The sequence below is a fragment of the Neokomagataea thailandica NBRC 106555 genome (assembly GCF_001598495.1).
Taxonomy (GTDB): Bacteria; Pseudomonadota; Alphaproteobacteria; order Acetobacterales; family Acetobacteraceae; genus Gluconobacter; species Gluconobacter thailandicus_A.
On sequence record NZ_BCZB01000027.1, the window covers coordinates 1 to 22,664 of the forward strand.

The 22,664-nt window shown below is 54.4% G+C and carries 21 protein-coding genes; 2 read left to right on the forward strand and 19 right to left on the reverse strand.

The window, feature by feature from the left end:
* The 11 genes from NTH01S_RS09290 to NTH01S_RS09340 form a co-directional block, all read right to left on the reverse strand.
* Nucleotides 1–151: transposase (locus tag NTH01S_RS09290; protein ID WP_157070930.1), on the reverse strand; the 151-nt coding region annotated here is incomplete at its 3' end.
* Nucleotides 152–343: 192 nt separating this feature from the next.
* Nucleotides 344–1,258: a LysR family transcriptional regulator gene (locus tag NTH01S_RS09295; RefSeq protein WP_068172898.1), complete on the reverse strand. Its 915-nt coding sequence runs from the start codon at nucleotides 1,256–1,258 to the stop codon at nucleotides 344–346.
* 148 nt (nucleotides 1,259–1,406) lie between these two features.
* The gene (locus tag NTH01S_RS09300) at nucleotides 1,407–2,435 is read right to left on the reverse strand and encodes a methionine synthase (RefSeq protein WP_068172900.1); all 1,029 of its coding nucleotides are present in this window, start codon (nucleotides 2,433–2,435) and stop codon (nucleotides 1,407–1,409) included.
* 27 nt (nucleotides 2,436–2,462) lie between these two features.
* Nucleotides 2,463–3,440, reverse strand: coding sequence for a DUF1852 domain-containing protein (locus NTH01S_RS09305; protein WP_068172902.1), 978 nt, complete (start codon nucleotides 3,438–3,440; stop codon nucleotides 2,463–2,465).
* A 154-nt stretch (nucleotides 3,441–3,594) separates the two neighbouring features.
* Nucleotides 3,595–4,653: an IS110 family RNA-guided transposase gene (locus NTH01S_RS09310; RefSeq protein WP_068172904.1), complete on the reverse strand. Its 1,059-nt coding sequence runs from the start codon at nucleotides 4,651–4,653 to the stop codon at nucleotides 3,595–3,597.
* A 601-nt stretch (nucleotides 4,654–5,254) separates the two neighbouring features.
* On the reverse strand, nucleotides 5,255–6,649 hold the full coding sequence (locus tag NTH01S_RS09315) for an MFS transporter (RefSeq protein ID WP_068172907.1): 1,395 nt from the start codon (nucleotides 6,647–6,649) through the stop codon (nucleotides 5,255–5,257).
* An 11-nt stretch (nucleotides 6,650–6,660) separates the two neighbouring features.
* On the reverse strand, nucleotides 6,661–8,070 hold the full coding sequence (locus NTH01S_RS09320; protein WP_068172910.1) for a sugar porter family MFS transporter: 1,410 nt from the start codon (nucleotides 8,068–8,070) through the stop codon (nucleotides 6,661–6,663).
* Between the two features lie 160 nt (nucleotides 8,071–8,230).
* Entirely contained in the window at nucleotides 8,231–9,643 is a 1,413-nt protein-coding gene (locus NTH01S_RS09325) for a sugar porter family MFS transporter (RefSeq protein ID WP_068172913.1), read from the reverse strand.
* A gap of 188 nt (nucleotides 9,644–9,831) precedes the next feature.
* A complete protein-coding gene (gene der / locus NTH01S_RS09330) occupies nucleotides 9,832–11,250 on the reverse strand; it encodes a ribosome biogenesis GTPase Der (RefSeq protein WP_068172915.1) in 1,419 nt (472 codons plus the stop codon).
* 18 nt (nucleotides 11,251–11,268) lie between these two features.
* Entirely contained in the window at nucleotides 11,269–12,660 is a 1,392-nt protein-coding gene (locus NTH01S_RS09335; RefSeq protein WP_068172916.1) for a PQQ-binding-like beta-propeller repeat protein, read from the reverse strand.
* Nucleotides 12,660–13,340 (reverse strand): tetratricopeptide repeat protein, encoded by a 681-nt coding sequence (locus NTH01S_RS09340; protein ID WP_068172919.1) that lies wholly within the window; start codon nucleotides 13,338–13,340, stop codon nucleotides 12,660–12,662. Before NTH01S_RS09340 ends, NTH01S_RS09335 begins: the two co-directional genes overlap by 1 nt.
* A gap of 166 nt (nucleotides 13,341–13,506) precedes the next feature.
* Here NTH01S_RS09340 and NTH01S_RS09345 point away from each other — a divergent pair, with 166 nt between their 5' ends.
* Nucleotides 13,507–13,815: a hypothetical protein gene (locus NTH01S_RS09345; protein WP_068172924.1), complete on the forward strand. Its 309-nt coding sequence runs from the start codon at nucleotides 13,507–13,509 to the stop codon at nucleotides 13,813–13,815.
* Between the two features lie 20 nt (nucleotides 13,816–13,835).
* Here the strand turns inward: NTH01S_RS09345 and NTH01S_RS09350 are convergent, their stop codons facing one another.
* From NTH01S_RS09350 to NTH01S_RS09370, 5 genes are all read right to left on the reverse strand, one after another.
* Entirely contained in the window at nucleotides 13,836–14,219 is a 384-nt protein-coding gene (locus NTH01S_RS09350; RefSeq protein ID WP_068172936.1) for a hypothetical protein, read from the reverse strand.
* Between the two features lie 78 nt (nucleotides 14,220–14,297).
* Nucleotides 14,298–15,617: a dihydroorotase gene (locus NTH01S_RS09355; RefSeq protein WP_068172938.1), complete on the reverse strand. Its 1,320-nt coding sequence runs from the start codon at nucleotides 15,615–15,617 to the stop codon at nucleotides 14,298–14,300.
* Nucleotides 15,618–15,635: 18 nt separating this feature from the next.
* Complete coding sequence (gene asnB / locus NTH01S_RS09360; RefSeq protein ID WP_068172940.1) at nucleotides 15,636–17,411, reverse strand: asparagine synthase (glutamine-hydrolyzing); 1,776 nt, start codon at nucleotides 17,409–17,411, stop codon at nucleotides 15,636–15,638.
* Nucleotides 17,411–18,502: a glycosyltransferase gene (locus NTH01S_RS09365; protein ID WP_245642318.1), complete on the reverse strand. Its 1,092-nt coding sequence runs from the start codon at nucleotides 18,500–18,502 to the stop codon at nucleotides 17,411–17,413. Before NTH01S_RS09365 ends, asnB begins: the two co-directional genes overlap by 1 nt.
* Before the next feature lie 212 nt (nucleotides 18,503–18,714).
* Nucleotides 18,715–19,482 (reverse strand): SDR family oxidoreductase, encoded by a 768-nt coding sequence (locus NTH01S_RS09370; RefSeq protein ID WP_068172984.1) that lies wholly within the window; start codon nucleotides 19,480–19,482, stop codon nucleotides 18,715–18,717.
* Nucleotides 19,483–19,936: 454 nt separating this feature from the next.
* Here NTH01S_RS09370 and NTH01S_RS09375 point away from each other — a divergent pair, with 454 nt between their 5' ends.
* On the forward strand, nucleotides 19,937–20,344 hold the full coding sequence (locus tag NTH01S_RS09375; protein WP_068172942.1) for a VOC family protein: 408 nt from the start codon (nucleotides 19,937–19,939) through the stop codon (nucleotides 20,342–20,344).
* Nucleotides 20,345–20,467: 123 nt separating this feature from the next.
* On the opposite strand, the gene NTH01S_RS09380 is transcribed toward NTH01S_RS09375, so the two are convergent.
* From NTH01S_RS09380 to coaE, 3 genes are read right to left on the reverse strand one after another with little or no spacing between them, the layout of a single operon-like run.
* The gene (locus NTH01S_RS09380; RefSeq protein ID WP_068172944.1) at nucleotides 20,468–21,361 is read right to left on the reverse strand and encodes a glycosyltransferase family 9 protein; all 894 of its coding nucleotides are present in this window, start codon (nucleotides 21,359–21,361) and stop codon (nucleotides 20,468–20,470) included.
* The gene (gene dnaQ / locus NTH01S_RS09385; RefSeq protein WP_068172947.1) at nucleotides 21,358–22,062 is read right to left on the reverse strand and encodes a DNA polymerase III subunit epsilon; all 705 of its coding nucleotides are present in this window, start codon (nucleotides 22,060–22,062) and stop codon (nucleotides 21,358–21,360) included. Before dnaQ ends, NTH01S_RS09380 begins: the two co-directional genes overlap by 4 nt.
* A complete protein-coding gene (gene coaE / locus NTH01S_RS09390; protein WP_068172950.1) occupies nucleotides 22,059–22,661 on the reverse strand; it encodes a dephospho-CoA kinase in 603 nt (200 codons plus the stop codon). The genes dnaQ and coaE overlap by 4 nt, the downstream gene beginning before the upstream one ends.
* Nucleotides 22,662–22,664: the final 3 nt, after the last annotated feature.

Sequence of the window (22,664 nt, forward strand, 5' to 3'; positions counted from 1 at the left end):
CCCACGGAATACCGGCGCGATAACGATATAAGACAGCTTCCACAAACAAGCGATTGTCCGCAGCCGTACCGCCAACATGACCTTCTCGGCCGGGAAGCATCTCTTTGATCCGCTCCCATTGCGGGTCGCGTAAACCATAGCGGCGCGCCATAATGCCTCTCTTTCAAAAAAGAGCACAAACAGCATCGGGCAAACAAAAACACAACCGTCAGTAAAAACCATAACTGACGACACGCCCTAACGAACTCAAAAAAAATGTCATCATGGGAGAAGTGCGCCTGATCGAGAGACAGCTCGGATTTCACACCGTTTAAAATACGAAGCAAATTGAGGTCCTGCGTCCTTAACTTACGGTTGCAACAGGGACATCCTGAGCTTCAGCCGCGAGCCGGACGAAGTCCGCAAGATATGTCACATCGTTGTCCGTCTCGCGTTGGCCAAGAAATATCTGCTTGGCAATTCCGTTTTCGCCGATCCTCACGGGGTGCAGATCGAAACGAGATGCATTTTCGTCCACCAGCCATCGAGGAAGAACGGCAACACCTCGACCGTGCGCCACCATCACCAACATAATATCCGTCGTCTCGATCTGTTTATGCTGACGCGGTGCAATACCAGCCGGCTGGAGAAAACGGGTGTAAATATCCAGTCGTTCCGACGGCACCGGATAAGTGATGAGGGTTTCCTCCGCAAGCTGCTCAGGGCTGATACTATCAGCACTACGCAATGGGTGGTCACTCCCAACCACCAACACTAGCTCATAGTCAAAAACTGGCGTGAAATTCAAGCCGGGTTTGTACAGTGGATCCGGTGTTACAAGAAGGTCGATCTCATTGCTCAACAGCGCTCCGATACCGCCGAACTGAAATTTTTGCCTGACGTCGACGTCCACTTTCGGCCAGCGTTCGAGATACGGCGATACCACCTTAAGCAACCATTGATAGCAGGGGTGACACTCCATCCCGATCCGGAGAGTGCCACGTTCGCCCTTAGCGAACTGTTGCAGCCGCTCTTCAGCCAAGGAGAACTGCGGCAGCAACCGATTAGCCAGTAACAGCAGCCATTGACCTGCCTGGGTTAGCACCAAGGAACGCCCCTCACGCCGCCAGATTTTTACATCAAGCTGGGATTCAATCTTGCGGATAGCATGGCTGAGCGCGGGTTGGGTCAGGTTCAATCGCGCTCCAGCAGCTGTCAACGACCCTTCACGAGCAACTTCCTGAATGATCGTCAGATGGTTGCGCTCCAGAATACCCATGCCTCACCCATTATATGCATAATGTTTATATAAACATTATGCATATATCATTTCTGCTTATTATTTGCGCTCTCTATCGTGGAAAATCTCACCAGTCGCCTGAATTTTCCGTATGGTTTCCTCGCTATAATAACGCCTGACCCAATACTTACACCGTAAGTTCCCGGCGAATCATCTCTGCACCGGCACTGAGAGCCTCGAGCTTGCCTCTTGCCACGCGACGGGCCAAAGGCGCCATTCCGCAATTAGTGGACGGATAGAGCTTATCCGCATCAACAAAGCGAAGCGCCTTGCGCAATGTATCGGCAACAGCTTCCGGCGTCTCGATGGCATCGTTTGCCACATCAATCGCGCCCACCATCACTTTCTTGCCACGGATGAGTTCAATCAGGTCCATCGGAACTTGGGAATTATGGCACTCGAGCGACACAATATCGATGTTTGATTTCTGCAACTTAGGAAATGCTTCCTCATACTGCCGCCACTCCGAACCGAGCGTCTTTTTCCAGTCCGTATTGGCTTTGATGCCGTAACCGTAGCAAATATGCACGGCCGTTTCGCATTTCAGGCCCTCGATCGCTTTCTCTAGAGCCGCAACACCCCAGTCGTTTACTTCGTCAAAAAAGACGTTGAATGCGGGTTCATCAAACTGGATGATATCGACCCCGACCGCTTCCAGCTCCCGAGCCTCCTGATTGAGGATCTTGGCGAATTCCCAAGCCAACTTTTCTCGGCTCTTGTAATGATCGTCATACAAAGTGTCGATCATGGTCATAGGGCCAGGCAGCGCCCATTTGATCGGCTGCTTCGTGTATTGCCGCAGGAACTTGGCATCGTCGACGAAAACCGATTTCGGTCGCGTCACTGCACCGACAACCGTCGGCACGCTTGCTTCGTAGCGATCGCGTATTTTGACCGTCCGGCGATCTTGAAAATCGACACCGTCAAGATGTTCAATGAACGTTGTGACGAAATGCTGTCGTGTCTGTTCACCGTCACTGACGATATCAATGCCTGCATGGCGCTGATCGTCGAGCGATAGGCGCAGGGCATCGCGCCTGCCCTCAACCAGTTCTTCGCCTTCCAGTTTCCAAGGCGACCAGAGCGTCTCAGGTTGGGCCAGCCATGACGGCTTGGGCAGGCTACCTGCGGTCGACGTTGGGAGGAGTGTGTTCATGGCAAATAACCTTTCATGTTCGTTCAATCAGGGCCTATCACTGGCCAACCAACGCTCAAGCGTGGCCCGGTGCGGCGTGATGAAGTGCTCTGCGGCGAATTGTCCTTGCTGTACGCCCAGTCGGCTCCGCTCTTCCCGGTCGTAACGAATCCGGGTTAGCGAATAGTCCTGTTGAGTGAGGGTTGGTCGGTAGACCATCGGTGCTGCCGCGTTAGCGTTGTAGATCTCTGGCCGATAGATTTTCTGAAAAACTTCCATCGTGCTGATCGTGCTGATCAGTTCGAGATTGGTGTAATCGTTCAGCAAATCTCCTGCGCAATAGAATGCCAGTGGCGCGACGCCGCCCGGAGGCATGAAGTACCGGACTTTCAGTCCCATCTTCCCGAAATACTGGTCAGTCAACGAAAGCGAGTCATTTACGTATTCGACACCGAGTACAGGATGCCTGTTATCAATCCGATGATAGGTCTGGCTGCTTGAGACACTAATGCAGATGACGGGCAGCTTGTCGAAATTTTCCGTGTAGGCCACCGATCTGATGAAATGCCTGAATAGGTTACCATGCAGGTCACCGAAATCATCGGGCGCCCTCAACTCGCCCCGCCCCTTGTTGTGCTCCGGCAAGACGATGCTGAAGTCGTAGTCCCGTACGTAGGAGGAGAAATTGTTGCCCAGAATTCCGTTGATACGTTTGCCTAATTTTTTATCGACAATCGTCGTGTATAGCATATCGATCAACGGGATCGGATCGCCTTTGCCTTCGATATCTAGGCCAACGGAAATAATGGCCAGCTCAACGGAATAACGATTGCCCTCGGGATTATCCCACTGGGCAAGAGCATTAAACCGATTGTCAATCATCCGAAGGGCATTGCGGAGATTCTCCTGACGATGCTCGCCTCGGGCCAGATTGGCAAAATTCGTCGTGAGGCGGGTGCTGTCGGCGGGATAATAGTTTTCATCAAAAACAACCTGCTTCAATGTGAATGAAAACTTCCCGTTCATGGCAGCCACTCTTCTCGTCGGTCTATCGTTAAGAACGGTACAGGTCTTATGCGAAGGCCATAGGTGAATAAAAATGATTTGTTTTCATTAAAACATGAATAGTATGCATATATTCCATGATTGACCGGCCAGGGTGCTGAAGCTCCTATATTCGTCAAGCGGGTAATTCAGGTTCCTTGGGCCTGCACAAGGCGGTGAAGATTTCACGCACGATGTATCGCTTGAGACATCGGATAATCTCACTTCTAGTCTTTCCGTTTGCGGTTCTTTTTGCGACGTAAGCTAGGGTTGGCGGATGCGTGCGCATTCTGACGATCGCGACGCGGTAAAGAGCGGCATTGGCCTGCCGGTTGCCACCTCGGTTCAACCGAAAGCGGTTTGTCCTGCCGCTTGAGGCCGGGATCGGGCAGACCCCGCACAGACGGGCAAGTGCCGCTTCTGATTGGATACGCGCGGGGTTATCGCCGATTAGAATCAACATGTCCGCAATCGTCATCGTGGCAATACCGTGTGCCGCGTGCAGTCCGGCAGCCTTGCTTTCGACCAGAGGATCGAGGTCGCAATCAAGGGCGGCAATTTCATCATGAAGTGCTAGCCACCGCCTGGCTAGGGAGCGCATGGCGGTCTTCGTCAAGGACAGCAGCGTCCGCTCCTGTGATATCCGAAAAGCCGCGATCGTACGAATGAGTGCCATCTTGCCGCGACATTTCCCAAGTTTCTCTCGCAAGGCTGTGGGAGCGTTAATGATCAGGGATTTCAGCGTCACCATAGCCTGTGATCGGCTTTTGACCGCCGTATCACGCACGATCTTGAGCTGGCGGATCATCTCTACGGTGCCATTGTGGGGCTTGGGAAGAGCGGTCGCCTGTCCGTTCAGGACAGAGCGTGCGGCGCCCTCGGCGTCGAAATGATCGTTTTTTCCATGTTGGGCACGGATCAGACGATTGGGGCGGCTGACTTCAATAACCCTATGCCCGCGGGTCAGCAGCAGGCGTGACAGCCCGGCCCCGTATGAACCGGTTCCCTCGACGCCAAAGGCCTTTATCTGACCAAGGGTCACCGCCCATTGCTCGAGTTCAAGATAGCCATCCATATCCGCCGTGATGGATCGATGGCCCAAGGTCGTTCCCTGGCTGTCGAGGGCCACGGCAACATGTGTGTCCTTATGCGTGTCTACACCGATGATAATTGTCGGAACTCGCTGTGATGTCATGAAGAGCCTCCTTGCCAAAAGAGCGCCCGTGCATCGGACGAAGAGGACAGGACTGTGAGGGGGCGAACCCGCCAAGCTCCTATCAGGTCACATCGCCGTCCGGTGTCCGGGACGGACCAACACCCGACACATCATCACCAAGGCATGACGCCAGTCACATTAAGGGTCAGAGTGTCGGCCCGCCAAAACATACTCACAGTCACATTAGCGCATCTGTGTTAGATGGCAGCCGCGCGTAAAATGCCTGCCAGCTACAAACGGCACCGTTTTCCGCGTGAATTGATAGCTTAGCCATGTGGCTATATTTCCGTATGCCTCTGAGCGACCGTCTAATTGAAAAAATGCTTCTCAAACGTGGGCCTGTCGTGTCGCACCAGATGGTCCGTCGCTGACGCCTGAAATTGGGGGGCAGATTATGTCCGCAGTTTGCACCGCAAACGTGCCGAACCGGGCAATATGTGACCTTTAGACGCAATCAGGATTGTGATTGGCGGACAAGTACATTGGCTCTGGCGTACGATGGGCCAAGACGGTTATGTCTTTGATGAAAACTGACGGAAACAGCGCAATACCAAACCCGCTCAGCGTTTGCGAGCACGCCTTACGACGCTTTATCGCCTACCAAAACATCCCGCATAACACTCAAAAGAGCCGCTGCACCGGCCATGCTCATGGCGCCCGCCAAACACAGGCTGGACGGACTGGCAGACGCCGTAAATAAACCCGCTACAAATAACGCACCCGTCGTCTGCCCACCCAAACGCGCGACCGACAGCATCCCACTAGCACTGCCCTCACGCCCTTTCGGTGCACTCAACATAATGGCGCGGTTATTCGGCGGCTGGAATGTACCAAACCCACACCCCGCCAAAAGCGTCCGCCAGATAATATCCATATTGGATGCATCAGCCGGTAACAGCCACAACAACACAAATCCGATTGTGACCGTAACCATACCAATCGTGCTCAGTACTGATGCCGGGAAGCGATCTGAAAACCGCCCCACAACAAACGACATCAGCGCCACACCCACCGCCCATGGGGAAATCAGCAAACCAATCGTTGCGGGATCACGATGGAACATCAAGTTCAACGTCAGCGGCATTGCAACAATATACAAATTGGATGCAATAAAACTCATATAGCTGACTAAGCAGGGCAACAAAAATGCCCGACGCTTCAAAAGATCGACCGGCACGATAGGCTCTGCTCGGCATTTTTGTAACCGAAGCAACTGCCACCAACAGACAATTCCAATAAGCGTCACAATACCGCCCATCGGCAACATACCGTGGGACAAACCATCCAGCCCGATGCCAATACAAGCAAAGGCCAAAACCGTCAGCAACGACCCCGCCATATCCACGGGCGCTGTGCTGTGCGGCGTTTCAGGCAACGCAAACCGCGCCATCAGCAAAGCCGCCAAAGCGAGCGGTAAATTAATCCAAAAGATCCACGGCCATGACGCCATCGACAAAACGATAGAGCCTAAGGTCGGGCCAATCGCCACACCGATACCAATGAAAAGCCCATTAATCGAAATACCACGTCCCAACTCAGATTTTGGGTAAATAAAGCGCACTAGAGCCAAATTCACGCTCATGATACACGCCCCGCCCACACCTTGCAGCGCACGTGCCAGCGCAATCTCTGGCAACGTCTTGGACAAAGCACACGCCACAGAGGCAATCAAAAACAAAATAATCCCACACTGGCTCATGCGGGCATATCCAAACCGTGCGCCCAAAGACGCGAGCGGTAGCAAACACGATAAATTTGCTAACTGATAAGCATTCACCACCCAAATCACACTGGATTCAGGCGTATGAATGTCATGGGCAATAGCGGGCAGCGCAACATTCGCCACCGCATAATCCAGCACAGATAACAGCAGCGACAGCAAAACAGCAGACATGGCCGTAATGCGTCGCGCTCCATAAAGGCCAGTCTCAGCAGAAGATGATGGAATGCCCTGAACGCCTGCTGCTACTGCCACTGTACACTGTCCTACTTACCAAGATGGCGTAGAGCTTTGCCCGCAAAGAGATTAGACTCAAGGGCTTCCAGCGAAACACCTTTTGTTTCTGGCACAAATCCGAGAGTAAAAAGCAAAAAGACACCGTTAAGTGCTGCAAAAAGCACAAAGGTCCACGATGCACCCAATGCTGTCATGACCAGAGGGAATGTAATGGAGATCGCCCAATTGGCTCCCCAGTTCGTCACCGTCGAACATGAAATACCAAAGTCACGCCCACGAGTCGGCTGCACTTCTGAGCACAGCGTCCACACCAATGGCCCTTCGCCAATCGCAAAACCCGCGACGAACAACAGTACAAAGCCACACAGTGCCACCTGAGCACCAAAGCTCGACGCCCCAATCGCCAGCAAAACACCCATACCTAACATGGCGAAAGCAGCAATCGCACAGCTTAACATCAGCAGCGGACGACGCCCCCATTTATCCACGCAGACAATCGCCACGAAAGACAAGCCCATATTCACAAGCCCAACCAAAGTCGTGGCCCAGATCGCAGCATTCGTACCAAAATGAGCTGCTTGGAAGACACGTGGCGCATAATAAAGCAGCGCGTTAATCCCCGTAAGTTGCTGCATCACTTGCAAGATCATACCCAAAGCAACCGAGCGGCGGAAATGCCGGTTCTTACGAAACAACGCAAAGCCAGCATCACTGCTTTGGCTCAAACGCGCCTGAATATCGGCTAGTTCCGCATTGGCCACCTCTTCATCAGAGCGCAGCAAATGCAACACTCTACGAGCCTTCTCCGTACGGCCACGCATCATCAACCATCGTGGGCTTTGCGGCAAAATCACAACAATAACCAAAAACAGCGCCGCAGGTGCCGCCATCACGCCTAGCATCCAACGCCAATGCCCGCCTGATGACAAAAGACTGTCAGAGATAAAGGCGAGGAAGATGCCCAACGATACCATCAATTGATAGAACGAAATCATCGCCCCACGGACAGATTCCACCGTGATCTCAGAAATATACAATGGAGCCGCAAAAGCTGCGAGACCAACCGCTAACCCCAAAAAGACACGCCCAATAATCAAAACCACTGGGGACGGTGCAAGGCTACACAACACTGTGCCAACCAAGAACAAAACAGCCGCTGCCATCATCGCACCGCGACGGCCGAACTTCATAGAAATACGCCCAGCCAACAAAGACCCGAACGCAGCCCCAGCCATCATCGACGCAACGATCCAACCTTGAAGCCCATCGCTGGCGTGAAAATCTTGAGCGATAAAGGGAAGCGCACCAGCAACCACCCCTGTATCCAGCCCAAACATCAACCCAGCGAGTGCTGCCAGAATACCCAGTACCGTCGCACGACGCGTACTGCGCTGCGGTGTATCGCCTTCATCCACACGGACCGACGCAATGCCAACCATAACTCACTATCCTTGATACAAACGTCGGCCCAAAAACGCCTCACGCCGCCTTCGTTACGATAAGCACAAAAAAAGAGGCGGCGAGCATTGTATGCTCCACCGCCCCAAAATTCTGCGCACATTTTCGTGAGTAACGCAAAAATTACTCACATACGCGCCATTACTGACCAATATTGCGCAAAGATTTCCCCGCGAACAAATTCTTTTCCAAGGTTTCGAGCGCAACACCCTTTGTTTCCGGCACCAGTGTCATGGTGATCACCGCAAACAACGCATTAAAACCCGCAAACATAATAAACGTCCATGACGTACCAAGCCCGGCCATAATTAACGGGAAAGTGCTAGAAATCACCCAGTTTGCCGCCCAGTTCGTTACTGTAGAACAGCCAATCCCGAAATCACGCCCACGAGATGGCTGAAACTCTGAGCATAGTGTCCACACCAGAGGCCCTTCACCAATTGCAAACCCCGCGACGAAGAGCAAAACAAAACCACACAAAGCCACCTGCGCCGGAAAGCTTGACGCCCCCGTCAACAGCAAAATGCCAACCCCCAACATCGCAATCATGGCCAAGCTACAGCTCAACAGCAAAAGCGGACGACGGCCCCATTTATCAACACACGCAATAGCAACACCGGTCAGCGCCATATTGACCAAGCCGACGAGCGTCGTCACCCATACCGCAGCATTCGCACCGAAATGCGCCGCTTCAAAAACGCGCGGCGCATAATAAAGCAACGCATTAATCCCGGTCAGCTGCTGCATAATTTGCAGCAACATGCCCAAGAACACCGTCCGGCGGAAATTGGCATTACTCCGAAACAAGCCCAAACCTGAATCGCTATTATGCACCATGCCGCTCTGAATATCGCGCAATTCAGCTTCCGCGACCTCATCATCAGAGCGTAAAACGCGCAATACACGCCGTGCATGATCGTGCTTACCCTGCATCAGCAACCAGCGCGGACTATGCGGTAAGGTCAGCGTGAAAATCAAAAAAAGCACCGACGGAATGAGCATCGCGCCGAACATCCAATGCCAGCGTCCACTCCCCGCCAAAACACTATCGGACAAAAAGCCCAAGAAAATGCCAAACGAGACCATAAGCTGGTAGACCGAAATCATCGATCCACGCGCAGACTCAACAGTAATTTCCGAAATATACAGCGGCGCCGCAAATGCCCCAAGCCCAATCGCCAAGCCAATGAAAACACGCCCCCCCATCAGCACATACGGATCAGGGGCAAAGGTGCAAATCAGCACGCCACTCACATACAAAACTGCGGCAGAAACCATCGCGCCCGTACGGCCAAAACGCGTTGAAATACGTCCTGCCACCAAAGAACCGGTCATCGCACCGATCATCATGGAAGACACGATCCAGCCCTGAAGCACATCGCTGGCATGAAATTCTTTGGCTACAAACGGCAGCGCCCCAGAAACTACCCCAGTATCTAGGCCGAACAATAGCCCGGCCAGAGCAGCAAAAATACCCAAAACAGTAGCGCGCTTCGTGCTGCGTTGAGGGCTACTGAGAGTATCCACACTCTCAGTGGCTGCAACTCCATCCATCACGTGACGTCCTCAAATCTGCTGCCGTGATACACACTCCATCACGGCATAGTCGACATTACGCCGGGGCCATCTGGAGCGTTACAGATAGCCTCGGCCTGATCTCCCCTAACAAAGACTAAAAGCTTTGTTAGGTAAAATCGTATCTCCTTGTTACAGACATAGAGTAATATAGAAATCAAAAACCCTTATTCTGCGTAAGGATTTTTCGTTCCACGCAATTGGAGCCGAATAGGCACACCCGGCATATGGAACGTCTCACGAAGGCCATTCACGAGATAGCGCTTGTAAGAATCAGGCAAAAGCTCCGCACGCGTACCAAACAAAATAAAGGTCGGCGGACGTGACTTCGCTTGGGTCATATAACGCAGCTTCAAACGGCGTCCATCCACCAATGGCGGCTGATGACGTTCCAAAGCTTCTTCAAACCAACGGTTCAACTCACCCGTTGTAATACGTGAATTCCAGACCTCATGCGTATCACGCACAGCTGGCAACAAGCGGTGTACACCGGCCCCTGTTAATGCCGAGAACGTCACGACGGAAATGCCACGCACCTGAGCCATAGATGTCTCGATACGGTCAGCAATCGCTTGACGTGTCGCTGCACGATCTTCCACCGCATCCCATTTGTTCAGGGCCAGAACGCATGCACGCCCTTCACGCTCGATCAAACGCGCAAGCTGCAAATCTTGCTCATGCACACCCAAGGTCGCATCAATGGTCAAAACGACCACCTCCGCCATCTTCAGGGCTTCGATCGACGCGGAAACAGACATCCGCTCTAAATGCTGCTCAACACGAGCACGACGGCGCATCCCCGCCGTATCCACCAAGCGAATCGGCCCATGCTCATCATGAATATCAACGGAGATCGAATCACGGGTTAATCCCGCTTCCGGCCCCGTGATCATCCGCTCTTCACCAAGCAAACAGTTCAGAAGCGTTGATTTACCCGCATTAGGACGCCCAACAATCGCCAAGCGCAATGGCCCAGGTGGACGCTGCTCTTCAGCCCCCTCCGTACCGTCTGCATCGGCTGTCGCATCCGCACGGCGGCGTGAACGCTCCACAACACGCGGCGCTTTAGGCAAGCGGTCAATGATCTCACCCATTAGGTCAGACAAACCTTCGCCATGCTCAGCCGACAGCGCCAAAGGTGTGCCCAGACCCAGCGAGTACGCTTCCATCGCACCTTCTGTGCCGGCTCTACCTTCTGCTTTATTCGCAACCAGCAAAACAGGAACATTTTGACGACGGAGCCATTGTGCAAAATGCGCATCTGCTGGCGTAATGCCAGACCGTGCATCAATACAGAACAGCACCAACTGCGCTTGCGTCACAGCCATTTCAGAAGATGCACGCATCCGCCCAAACAGCGTATCTGGCGCAGCTTCTTCTAACCCGGCCGTATCAATAATCCGGATACGGCGCCCACGAATATGCGCCTCACCTTCTTTACGGTCACGGGTCACGCCCGGCATATCAGACACAAGTGCCTGACGCCGCCCGACGAGACGATTAAACAGTGTTGATTTGCCTACATTAGGCCGCCCCGCAATCGCAACGGTTGGCAGCATATCAGGCGTAGAAATAGTATCAGTCATTCGGTCCGGAAAATCCGATCAGCCATAAGCCCGCAGGACAGCGTCCTGCGACAGGGCTAGCACAAGCCCATCACACACAATCGGCTCAACCTCACAGGCCGCCGGTGTTTTTTGGCGGGAGAGAATCTTGCCGGTCTTCGCATCAGCGATGATCATACCCTCTTCTGGCAGCGTTGAGAAACAAACAAGTTTCCCATCGGCCAAAACTGGGCCAACCCACTGAACTGCATCTTTTTGAACTTCCTGACGGCGGAATCGACGAAGCTGCGTAATCCAGCGGACATGACCAGACAGGCGGTCGATACACGCAAGTTGCTGATCCGTCGAGACAACAAACAGCCAGTCATCACAAAGACAGAGCGGAGACTGACCACTTACCTCACGTTCCCACAGACGGCGACCGGAGCGCATATCAATCGCCACCAGCACCCGAGACATGGAAACCGCATAGGCCGTACCGTCCTTAATGACGGGTGCACCGCGCACACAAGAGAAGTCGAGCATCGCGCCAAGGCCGTTTGACCCACCGAGACTATCGCTCCAAACCATCTCACCCGATGTGGCGCGCAGAGCAACCAAGTCACCACTGCCAAAGCCAGCCAACACAACGCCATCCACAATAGCAGGCGATGCTTGACCGAATACAACCGTATCTGCCTGTGTTGCCTGATACGTCCAGATTTGCTGGCCCGTTTTTTCATCCAGCGCAATCAAGCGTTCATCAATCGTGCCGAAAACGACCAGACCATTCGCAACTGTTGGTGCCGAGCGCCCCGGCGTGCCGAGTTCTGCCGTCCACTTCACTTTACCCGTTGCCGCATCAAGCGCTAGCGCGAGAGCAACGCCGGTCACAACATAAAGCGTGTCACCATCCAGCGCGAGGCCACCACCCAGATTGGTCGAGCGGGATTCGGTTCCTTTCGGCTGGCGGGACCATAGCAGCTTCATCGCTGGCCATGTCCAAGCCTTCACTTCACCCTGAGCATCAGCCGTAAAAATGCGCCCCTGCCCAATCACTGGGGGAGACTGAATCGCACCACGCTTATTCGGCATAATGGCCACGGTGGACAGAATGCTGGTTGGATTGACTTCCGCACCAACACTACGGCTCCACGCTAACTTCGGCCCATTCCATACCGCATTCACAGCAATATGGTCTGGCTCACGCCCAACTTGTGCCCATGACGTGACAGGCTGTGCAGCAGGCAAAGTGATCGGCGTATGGTCATCAGGGTCCACCGCCAAGCCTGCGCCCGTTGACAGCACATCAATACGATGACCTGCCAAAACGGGCTTATCGTCATCATCAAAAATACTACACGCGCTCAGAGCGGTCACCGCCGCACCAGAACAGGCAAACCGGAGCAAACCGCGACGGCTAGCCCGGATGGATGTATGGTTACGACGCATCAGCCTGCATCTCCCAAAGTCTCAAGCAAAGCTTCCGCACGACTACGTGCACCTTCTGGTGCTGTCGGGCTGCTTACAGTTTGATTTAAAAGACGGCGCGCTTCTTCTTTTTGCTGTGCCGTCGCACCGGGTGCGAGGTCAAGGCTGACGAGCCCTTCACGCGCCAAAGAAGCCCAAGCATCGTTCCCTTGTGCCAAAGCCGTGTAGCCTGCACGCAGAGATGCCGTATTTTGCGCCGTTGGCTGCTGCACATTCAGCCCCAAATAACGCGCGACAGTACGCATGGCAGGCAATGCTGTGTCATCATCCGCGACATGTGCCCATAGAGCTTGCGCAGCAGGCACATCCTGATGCTGTGCTTTATAATCTGCCAAACGCAGCGCAGCGTATGTACGCACACCTTTCGGGCCATGCTCCGCCAGATCTTGCAGCGTGGCCTGCGCCTGCTGTTCAGCTGCGGCACTGCCATGAGCTTCAAGCGTGGACATTGCGGTAAAATAGCGCCCAGACGCTGCTTCTTGCGCGGTTTTCAGCGCGTGACGTTGCCAGCCCCATACCCCACCGGCAATGCCAGCAAGCACGAGAACACCCGCAGCAACGGCACCAAAACGACGTGCCTGCGCACGCAAACGCTGCTGGCGCATATCATCATGGATTTGTGCAATAAAATCGTCCGCCACCTGATCCCCTGTCGGCTTCGCTTTACACGTTCTTCTGTAAGACCATACAGGCGCGACCCGCTGGCGGCAAACGCTTCACCTCTACAAACGGTGCTTTCTCGATGAGAAAATGCTGAATCCCACCTTCTTTACCATCTTTTAAGCAAACAAACGGCACGATGCACGGATGTTGCACCTCCGCCACTTGGCACTCGCTGCCCTCATCCCGCTCTCTGCCTTGAGCAGTTGTGCGCCAGACCGCATCGCCTCCGCCCTTACAGGCCAAGACTGCAATAGCGCCTACCTCTATGACGACGAATCTTTCTGCAAAAAACGCGTCCAGCCACCGCCGCAGCCTTACTGCACCACAGGTTTTGAAGGTACGGATTGCTGGGCACGCCCAGACCTCATGCCCAATTTAGGGACCGAAACCTATGAAGGCCCCACACACGGCCAAGCGGCCCCTACATCGCTACTACAGCCTAAAAAGCCATAGAGGCACCACAACCTCACCGCTTATTTCGCGGCGAAATGCTTACCCGCATTCGCTAAAACTGCAGACAGCTTTTGGAAATTTGTAGCAATACGTGACTGAACCGCCGTTGAGCCTTTATGGACTTCCGCGATACGATTCCGTGCATCATCACTAATTGCCGTTTCGGCACGGTTTGCAGCGGCTACAACGCACGCATTATACGCCCGTGCTTGCTTTTCATAGGCCGTTACACGGTCAACGCTATCATTATACTGCGCAACGCTACCCACATGCACAACTGGCGCCACGGGTTCAGCACCACATTTCGCGGCACCCCATCCAGCCTCGGCGGCTGACACCGGCATTACCGCAACACTAGACACACATAACAACGCAATGAAAACGCCAGACAAGCGGGGAGACATGCTTCTACTCCGTATAACAAGCGCGCCTCCCCTAAAGAAAAATCAGGGCACAATTACGGCATGCACCCCGCCCTTTCCTTATCCGGCAAAGCGCACCGGTCGACCGCTCAACGGCGTAACAATCGCATCGTCCTGCATAACGATTTGACCACGCACAATCGTCGCTATCGGCCAACCATGAACCTCAGTACCATCAAACGGCGTCCAACCGGCTGGAGTTGCAATCCAATCATTCGTGATTGTACGGCGCGCCCCCATATCAACCAGCGTGAAATCCGCATCAAACCCAACAGCCAAACGGCCTTTATTCGGCAAATTATAAATACGTGCAGGCCCGGCAGACATCACATCCGCCAAGCGTTGCAGCGACAAACGCCCTGCATTCACATGGTCCAACATCAACGGAACAATCGTCTGCACACCCGTCAGACCAGCCGGGCAATTCGGCCATGCACGCTTTTTAGCCTCAAGCGGATGCGGCGCATGGTCTGATGACACAACATCCACACGCCCATCACGCACCGCACGCCACGCCGCGTCATAATGCGAACGATCACGCAATGGCGGGTTCATCACAGCAAGACCACCCAGCTTTTCATAACAATCCGGGCCATATTGCGTGAGGTGGTTCACCAGCACCTCCGCGCTCACCACATCACGATTTTCTGCCAGATAATCCAGCTCTTCTGCCGTTGAAACATGCAAAATATGTGCTGGACGGCCAGTTTTACGCGCAATACCCACGATACGCCGCGTGCCTAAAAACGCACATTCCACGTCACGCCAAACAGCATGCGTTTCATAAGGCTGCCCTTCGTGGAACTGCCCTTTCCGGTCCTGAAGGCGGTATTCATCCTCCGAATGGAAGCACACGCGCCGATTGCCCGAACGCATCACTGCTTCAATCCCGGCATCATCCTCAATCATCAGATTACCGGTCGAAGACCCTGCAAATACCTTAATGGCACACACACCCGGAGCACGTTCCAGCGTTGCCAGTTCCGGCGTATTCTCACGGGTTGCACCAACGTAAAACCCCACATCAATATGTGCAGTCTCACCAATCCGCCCGTATTTCCATTCCAACATTTCAGCCGAAACAATGCTCGGATTCGTGTTCGGCATATCGAACACTGTTGTCACACCGCCAAGAGCGGCAGCACGCGTTCCAGTTTCGAGCGTTTCAATCTCAGCATTGCCCGGCTCACGCAAATGCACATGGGAATCAATCATTCCCGGCAGAACATGGAGCCCCTTTGCGTCAATCTCCCGCTCAGCCTCATCTTGCGCGGTAGTGGATAACGTAACGATCCGCCCATCACGTACGCCAATCGTCGCATCTTGCTCACCCCATGGGGTCACACAGCGACCATTGCGAATAATCAGATCATAATGCATCAAAAAATCTCCCCAAACTTACGCCAAGACTTCAAACGTATCCGCAGCACAACTGCGACCTTCAATATGATGACGGTGCCATAACGCCAAAAAGAGCAATGTCCACGCCTGCCGTGCATGACCGCGGCGGCTTGCTGTCTCAAAAATACGCCGCACTCGGCTTTCATCAAACACCGCAGCGACAGCCGGATTACGCGCCACCAACGGCCACAACCGTGCAGATTCAGCCTCAATCCAAGCACCAACAGGCACCGTAAAACCTTGTTTCGGCGCGAAAGGCCGCGCCTGTGGCAGCGCATCTTGTAACCACTGCCGCAACAGCCATTTCCCTTGACCATCCCTAATCTTGAAATGATCCGGCAACGGCCAAATCGCGCGTGCAACAACCGGGTCCAGTAACGGAGTACGCCCTTCCACCGAATGTGCCATCAAGCATCTGTCCAACTTCAAGAGCAGATCATTCGGCAGCCATTCCGCCACATCAATCGCTTGCACAGCAGGCAAACCCGCCCGGCGCTGGGACAATTCCAAAGCCGCCAGACCTGTCCGCCATGGACGCGCCCGCGCAATACCCGGCCCCCCCAAACTCCGCCCGAATGTACCCGAACGCCAACTACCACGCCCGCCGCGCCACCAAGGACGCATCGCCCGGCGATACCGCCCATACCCCGCGAAAAGCTCATCACCACCCTCTCCACTGAGCAAAACCGTCACAGCTTTACGGGCTTCTTGGGCCAAGAACCATGTCGGAATAATCGCGTAATCTGCCGTGGGGTCATCCATAGCCGCCACAATTTTGGGCAAATCACGCCAGACCATCTCCGGTGTGATGCTCAAAATATGATGCTCAGCCCCAACATGCCCAGCCAATGCCGCCGCATGAGCCGTTTCATCCGCTACAGTCACCGTACTGCCGGTCTCGAACCGGGCCGTCCATGCCCGCAAGCGCGGCAAACCCAAACGATGAGCCGCCGCCAACAAAGCCGAACTATCAATCCCACCGGATAAGAACAGCCCTAACGGCACATCGGCCCGCATATGCGCCAAAACACTATCCGTCAGCGCTTTATCTAACCGCTCCAAAGCCTGCGCATCGGTCAAACTCTCAACAGAGAGCCGCTCCGCTTCCACCAACGGGTCACGCTTGCGCGATTCAACGATCCGCCCATCAACGATCCGCAACGTTTCACCCGGCAAAACACGCCGAATACCGGGGAAAATAGTTTTCGGACCCGTGGTAAATTGCAACTGCAACAGCTCATCACGTGCAGCATCTCTTAACCGGCGCTCACCAAAACCGCCCGCTAATAGCGCTTGTGCTTCAGAGGCAAACGCAACGCCGCCTTCAAACTCCGCAATATACAGCGGTTTAATCCCAAACGGATCACGAGAGAGCAGCATCTCATGTGCGCCATGCTGATTCTCAACGGCGGCAATCGCGTACATCCCCCGTAATTCAGCCGTATAGCCTGCACCTTCGCGCAGCCACATGTGCAAAGGGGGCTCACAATCGCTTTGCGTCCGGAAAAAATCTGATGCGAAACCTGCCCGTAAGGCGGGATCATTATAAATCTCACCATTCGCCATCAGCGCGGCTTGGCCATACTGGAAAGGCTGCTGCCCCCCCGCAATATCCACAATCGCCAAGCGCCGATGCCGCAAGGCCGCGCCCGCAAGATCTAACCGCCCTTCACCATCCGGACCACGATGCAATAACGCCGCAGACATCCGGTCAAGCACCTCTTGGTCCGGCTTAAAGCCCGGGCGGCAAGAAATGCCGGTCATGCCGCACATTAGCGAGCACCCTTCGGTGAACCCAACGGCCCCCTAAGCTTATAAACATCATACGGACGCCTAATATACGCCTCCCCACACCCCAAGAAGTCAGACCACTGCTCCATCACAACATCTTCTGCGAACTCACGCTCAAAGCGCGTGCGCCCATTGCCCGCTAACCGTTCAGCCAACGCCGCATTCTCGAAGACTTCCCCCATCTGCGCTGCTAAAGCACGGTCATCTTCCACGGGGGCGAGCAAGCCATCTTCCGTGCCAGCCAAAATTTCTTCCGGCCCTTGAATCGCACTCGCCACCACCGGTACGCGCGCCGACAGCGCTTCGATCACCACATTCCCCAAAGGCTCAATGCGTGACGGACAAACAAGCAGCGTGCAAGCCCGCAACCATGGCCCCGTTTGCGTCACCCAACCCGGCATATGCACCCGATCAGCCACACCTTCACTGCGCGCCAAAGCCTCCAACGCCCCCCGCTCGGGCCCTTCTCCAGCAATCACCACATGCTGACCCGGCAGGTGGCGCATCGCACGGATCAACACGTCAAATGCTTTATTCTTATGCAGACGCCCAAGCGCCAAAGCGAACGGAGTATTGGGGGCTAAAAACGAAGGCCGCTCCGGCATTACACCAGAAAAATCTGTCGCAAAATTGGGCAGATAATGAACTTGGCTTTCATCCCAACCTTGCTCAACCATCCAACGGGCCAAGCCGCGTGTATTACCGATCAAATCCGTGCAGCGCCGATAATTGGATAAATCATAATATCCGCCCAGACGCCCAGCCAAACGCCCCCTCACCTCCGGCAATTTTTGAGCCGCACGGCTCATCCATGCCACAACAACATCAGGCTGGATTTCATCCAAGGCACGCTTAAGCTGCTTTCGTGTCCAAAAATCAATTGGCCCACCAAAGCGGAAGCACTGCGTCGGCACACCTGCCGCACGCAAGCGAGCCTCCCGCCCCGCTTCCGTACGGATCAACGCATGGGTCGTACGCCCCGACTTGTGCTGCGCTATCGCTAAGCGTTCAAAGAACAACTCCGCCCCACCACGCGCAGAACCTGCCATAACATGCGCCACAGAGGCACGCATATCGATATCGGGGCAATCACTCTCGGACCGTGCCGAAGATACGGAAAATACCATAGCTCTATTTATCAACTATGCCGCGCAACGCATCAAGGGCAGACCCCTAAAAACTGCGCCATCATCCGGCCTGAGTGATGGCACCTTGAAAAGCGTGACCTTGGACTCATCAGCCACACTCCCCAAGCCGACACTCCACACTTCACACCGGATAAAAATCATACCGAAACGGTAATGCCGCCATCCACCATCAGAACATGGCCATTCACAAAGCTGGATGCGTCCGATGCAAGGAAAACGGCTGCCCCGACTAACTCCTCCACCTGCCCCCAACGGCCCGCAGGCGTGCGCTTACAGAGCCAATCTGTAAATTCTTCATTCGCAACCAAAGCTGCATTCATTTCCGTTGCAAAATAGCCCGGTGCAATACCATTGATTTGCAAGCCATGCCGCGCCCAATCCGTCGCCATACCACGCGTCAAGTTCTTCACCGCACCTTTTGTAGCGGTATAGGGAGCGATACCGGGCCGAGCGAGTTCACTTTGCACAGAACAGATATTAATAATCTTCCCGTGTCCGCGCGGAATCATATGCTGCGCCACAGCCTGCCCCACGAAGAAAACTGCATTCAGATTGGTCGTAATCAACGCATCCCAATCCGCCCGTTCAAAGCTCTCCAACGGGCCACGGCGCTGAATTCCGGCATTGTTAATCACAATATCCAACGGGCCAAGCACACGTTCAACCTGCTCAATCCCAGTCTGAACTTCTGCCTGATCTGTCACGTCAAAAACGGCCGTCTTCACCAACAACCCGTCTTTTTCCAATTCAGCCTGTGCAGCGTCCAGCGCGGCGGCCTTGCGCCCATTCAGCACGACCTCAGCCCCGGCCTCCGCCAAACCCCGCGCCAGAGTCAGGCCAATGCCCCGAGATGCCCCAGTAATCAAAGCACGCTTACCAGAGAGCGAAAACAAATCATGCGCCATTACCATCTCCATATCCTCAAGCACTAAGAGACCGTTTAAGACACCGAGAAACCTAGACCTCCAACACTACGCCGTCATGTCACATCTTAGTCATGCACAACGCGCCATCACGCCCCCCCAACCACACGAATACATTCAAGCGCGCCTGCTGCTATACCCACGCATAACACTGCGCAAAATACCCTATCTTGTACCAACAATCACAGCCATTCGGCACGCCTCTAGAGAACTTGACTCAAAATACGCACCACCTAAATTACTCAATGCCTAAAAAGACAGCGATACAGGTATGGTGACAACCTGTGGTCTCCTTGGAGACAGTCACGCTTGAGCGCATAACGCCGCTCTTGGCCATGGCCGGACACAACGAGGATGCCCCTCGTGCGTGGTCGGTCGTCGCTGCCTGCATCACGATCGGCTCGTGTCCGTTTTTATCAATGATAAGGACACGACCATGATACTAAATCATATCAACCTCTATAGCCACGATACCGACGCTGACCGAGCAATGTTCGAACGGTATTTCGGCCTACACACACTCGTCCTACGCGGCCCAAAAATGGCTATCATGCAAGACGATAACGGCTTGGTGCTGATCTTAAATCACTTTGAAAGTAAACTCAGTGGGTTCAACTACCCCAAGAGTTTCGACGTCCTGCACATCGGCTTCATTCGAGATTCCCGTGAGGCGGTAGACGCACTGTATTCACGTTTAAACAAAGATGGCTGGGATGTGCAGGCACCGCATAATACGCATGGTGCATGGGCGTTCTATTTCAAAGCAAAAGGTGGATACTTCGTTGAAGTAACAACACTCACCCCCATCCGCCCTGAAGAGGTCTATCATGGCCATACTGCGTAACATTTTTCTATAATCGATGGCTTTACGTACTGATTAAAAAAACTCGCCTTTCCCTCTCTAACGGAAAGGCGAGGACACATGGATTACACCTTTGATGACGCGCTGGTAAACTGCGCTGCCCCCTCAGGGCTTTCCTTGCAAAACCCCACGCGCCGCTTCAATCACGACATCTTCCGCCAAACCCGCAATCGGTGCCTCCCCTTCCGGCCCCGGCGCGGAAATGGCAAAAGCCGCCACACCGGCCGGAGCATATTCGCTTTGCTTAGACGGACCAAACAAGCCGAGCGTCGGCGTCCCAGCAGCCGCAGATAAATGCATCAAACCCGAGTCATTACCAACAAAGAGCCTACAACGCTTTAACAAGGCCCCAACCAGCCCCAACGCATGGTCACCGCCTAAATCATAAGCATCCGGCAGGGCGTCTAACACCGGTTGCGCGCGGGCACGTTCCACGTCACCCGGGCCGTAAAACACCGCTGACCGCAACCCCTCACTCCGCAGGGCTTCAGCTACCGCAACAAAACGCTCCGCAGGCCAAATCTTTCCATCCCAATTTGCCGTCGGGGCCAAGGCCACAATCGCCCCTTCGGGCAGGAGCGCTGCGGCTTGAACCTCTTGTTCTGGTGTGGACCACAGACAAGGCATCGGCGTGGGACTGAACCCTAAAGCATCCCCCAACTGCACCACACGACGACCGGGCCTACGCCCGCCACGCACAATATGCCGCGCGCCAGCCCATAACGTCAGGCTGATCAAAGACCCGCGCAAATCCACGACCCGCGCCCAGCGCGTGGTCACACACATGCGCCACAGATCAAGCCAATGCCGGTCATGCTTGCGCTTTTCGAGCACAATAACCCGTTCAACTTGCGGGTTAGGCTGAAAAAGCCCGGCCGCGACAGGCCCACAGACAACAGTAAAACGCGCCTGCGGAAAACGCTGTGACAGCGCGTCCAGAACACCCGTCGAGATCACAGCATCCCCCAAACGGTTTGCTGTAATAAAGAGAATGTTCACGCCTCACCCTCGCCAGAAGAACGGTTCCAAATTGGATCTTTCATCTTGGATAAAAAGGCCGCATGGGCTGCACGTTCTTCTTCACTTGGCGGCGCCATCGGACGCGGCGGGCGGCTTTTAAGATACTCACCACCGCCTTGCCCTGATCGTCCACGAGACGGCCCGGACAAGCCCAATCCACGCTGCCGTCCCCCCATAAGCTCGACATACACTTCCGCCAGAAGACGGCAGTCCAACAGCGCATTATGGGTGCCACGTTCGGACAAATCGATATTAAAACGACGGCACAGTGCATCCAAGCTGGCCGGCATACCGGGATATTTCTTACGCGCCATCAGCACAGTATCAACTGCGCGCGTGTCATAATCCAAAGGTACCCGTCCACACTTCATAAGCTCAGCATTCACGAACTTAAAATCGAACGGGGCATTATGCGCGATCATGCGGGAATCCCCGATAAACGCTAAAAAACCATCCGCAATTTCCGGGAATTTTGGCTTACCCTGTAAGTCCTCAATACGGAAACCATGCACCTTTGTGGCCTCAGGCGGAATATCCCGCTCAGGGTCAATCAGCACATGATATTGTTCCCCCGTCGGCAAATCATCGACCAACTCCAAAGCCGCGATTTCGATGATTCTATCCCCCGTATCGGGGTCAAAACCTGTCGTTTCCGTATCGAAGAGAATAGACCGTGTCATGCTGCTTTTCGTAATTTTTGCACCAATGCGCGAACCTGCAAGGCCGCCTGCCCGCGCGATAAACCCGTTCGTATCACGATGTCCGCGCGGCGTCTGCGTTCGATGTCGGACATCTGCCGTGCCAATAATTGACGCGCTTGAGAAAGACACATACTGCCCGCCCTCCCCCTACGCATAATCCGCGCCAAACGTGTGGCCATCGGGGCTTCAACAACCACAACGACATCGCAATTCCGATCTTCCCCAACCTCCATCAAAAGCGGAATATCCAAAACACACATATCCACGCGCATACGCCGACAATGCTGCAAAAATGCTTTCCGCTCCGCACGTACCAACGGATGCATAAGCGCTTCCAAACGCTTCAAACCCTGCGATTGCTGCCCTAAAGCATGACGCAGCGCCTGCCGGTCCAAAACCCCATCCCGCACCGTACCGGGAAACAAGCGCGCAATATCCGGCACAGCCCAACCACCCGGTGCTTGCAAGCGCCGCACCGTCGCGTCCGCATCAAACACTGGAATAGCCGCCCGGCGAAACAACGCCGCTACCGTTGATTTTCCAGCAGCCATCCCTCCCGTCAGCCCGATAATCTGCATGGG

Coding starts and splice junctions, on each gene's coding strand:
- NTH01S_RS09295 (WP_068172898.1), bottom strand. CDS start 1,258: ATGGGTATTCTGGAGCGCAACCATCTGACGATCATTCAGGAAGTTGCT.
- NTH01S_RS09300 (WP_068172900.1), bottom strand. CDS start 2,435: ATGAACACACTCCTCCCAACGTCGACCGCAGGTAGCCTGCCCAAGCCG.
- NTH01S_RS09305 (WP_068172902.1), bottom strand. CDS start 3,440: ATGAACGGGAAGTTTTCATTCACATTGAAGCAGGTTGTTTTTGATGAA.
- NTH01S_RS09310 (WP_068172904.1), bottom strand. CDS start 4,653: ATGACATCACAGCGAGTTCCGACAATTATCATCGGTGTAGACACGCAT.
- NTH01S_RS09320 (WP_068172910.1), bottom strand. CDS start 8,070: ATGGTTGGCATTGCGTCGGTCCGTGTGGATGAAGGCGATACACCGCAG.
- NTH01S_RS09325 (WP_068172913.1), bottom strand. CDS start 9,643: ATGGATGGAGTTGCAGCCACTGAGAGTGTGGATACTCTCAGTAGCCCT.
- der (WP_068172915.1), bottom strand. CDS start 11,250: ATGACTGATACTATTTCTACGCCTGATATGCTGCCAACCGTTGCGATT.
- NTH01S_RS09335 (WP_068172916.1), bottom strand. CDS start 12,660: ATGCGTCGTAACCATACATCCATCCGGGCTAGCCGTCGCGGTTTGCTC.
- NTH01S_RS09345 (WP_068172924.1), top strand. CDS start 13,507: ATGTTGCACCTCCGCCACTTGGCACTCGCTGCCCTCATCCCGCTCTCT.
- NTH01S_RS09350 (WP_068172936.1), bottom strand. CDS start 14,219: ATGTCTCCCCGCTTGTCTGGCGTTTTCATTGCGTTGTTATGTGTGTCT.
- NTH01S_RS09355 (WP_068172938.1), bottom strand. CDS start 15,617: ATGCATTATGATCTGATTATTCGCAATGGTCGCTGTGTGACCCCATGG.
- asnB (WP_068172940.1), bottom strand. CDS start 17,411: ATGTGCGGCATGACCGGCATTTCTTGCCGCCCGGGCTTTAAGCCGGAC.
- NTH01S_RS09365 (WP_245642318.1), bottom strand. CDS start 18,502: ATGCGTGCCTCTGTGGCGCATGTTATGGCAGGTTCTGCGCGTGGTGGG.
- NTH01S_RS09370 (WP_068172984.1), bottom strand. CDS start 19,482: ATGGCGCATGATTTGTTTTCGCTCTCTGGTAAGCGTGCTTTGATTACT.
- NTH01S_RS09375 (WP_068172942.1), top strand. CDS start 19,937: ATGATACTAAATCATATCAACCTCTATAGCCACGATACCGACGCTGAC.
- dnaQ (WP_068172947.1), bottom strand. CDS start 22,062: ATGACACGGTCTATTCTCTTCGATACGGAAACGACAGGTTTTGACCCC.
- coaE (WP_068172950.1), bottom strand. CDS start 22,661: ATGCAGATTATCGGGCTGACGGGAGGGATGGCTGCTGGAAAATCAACG.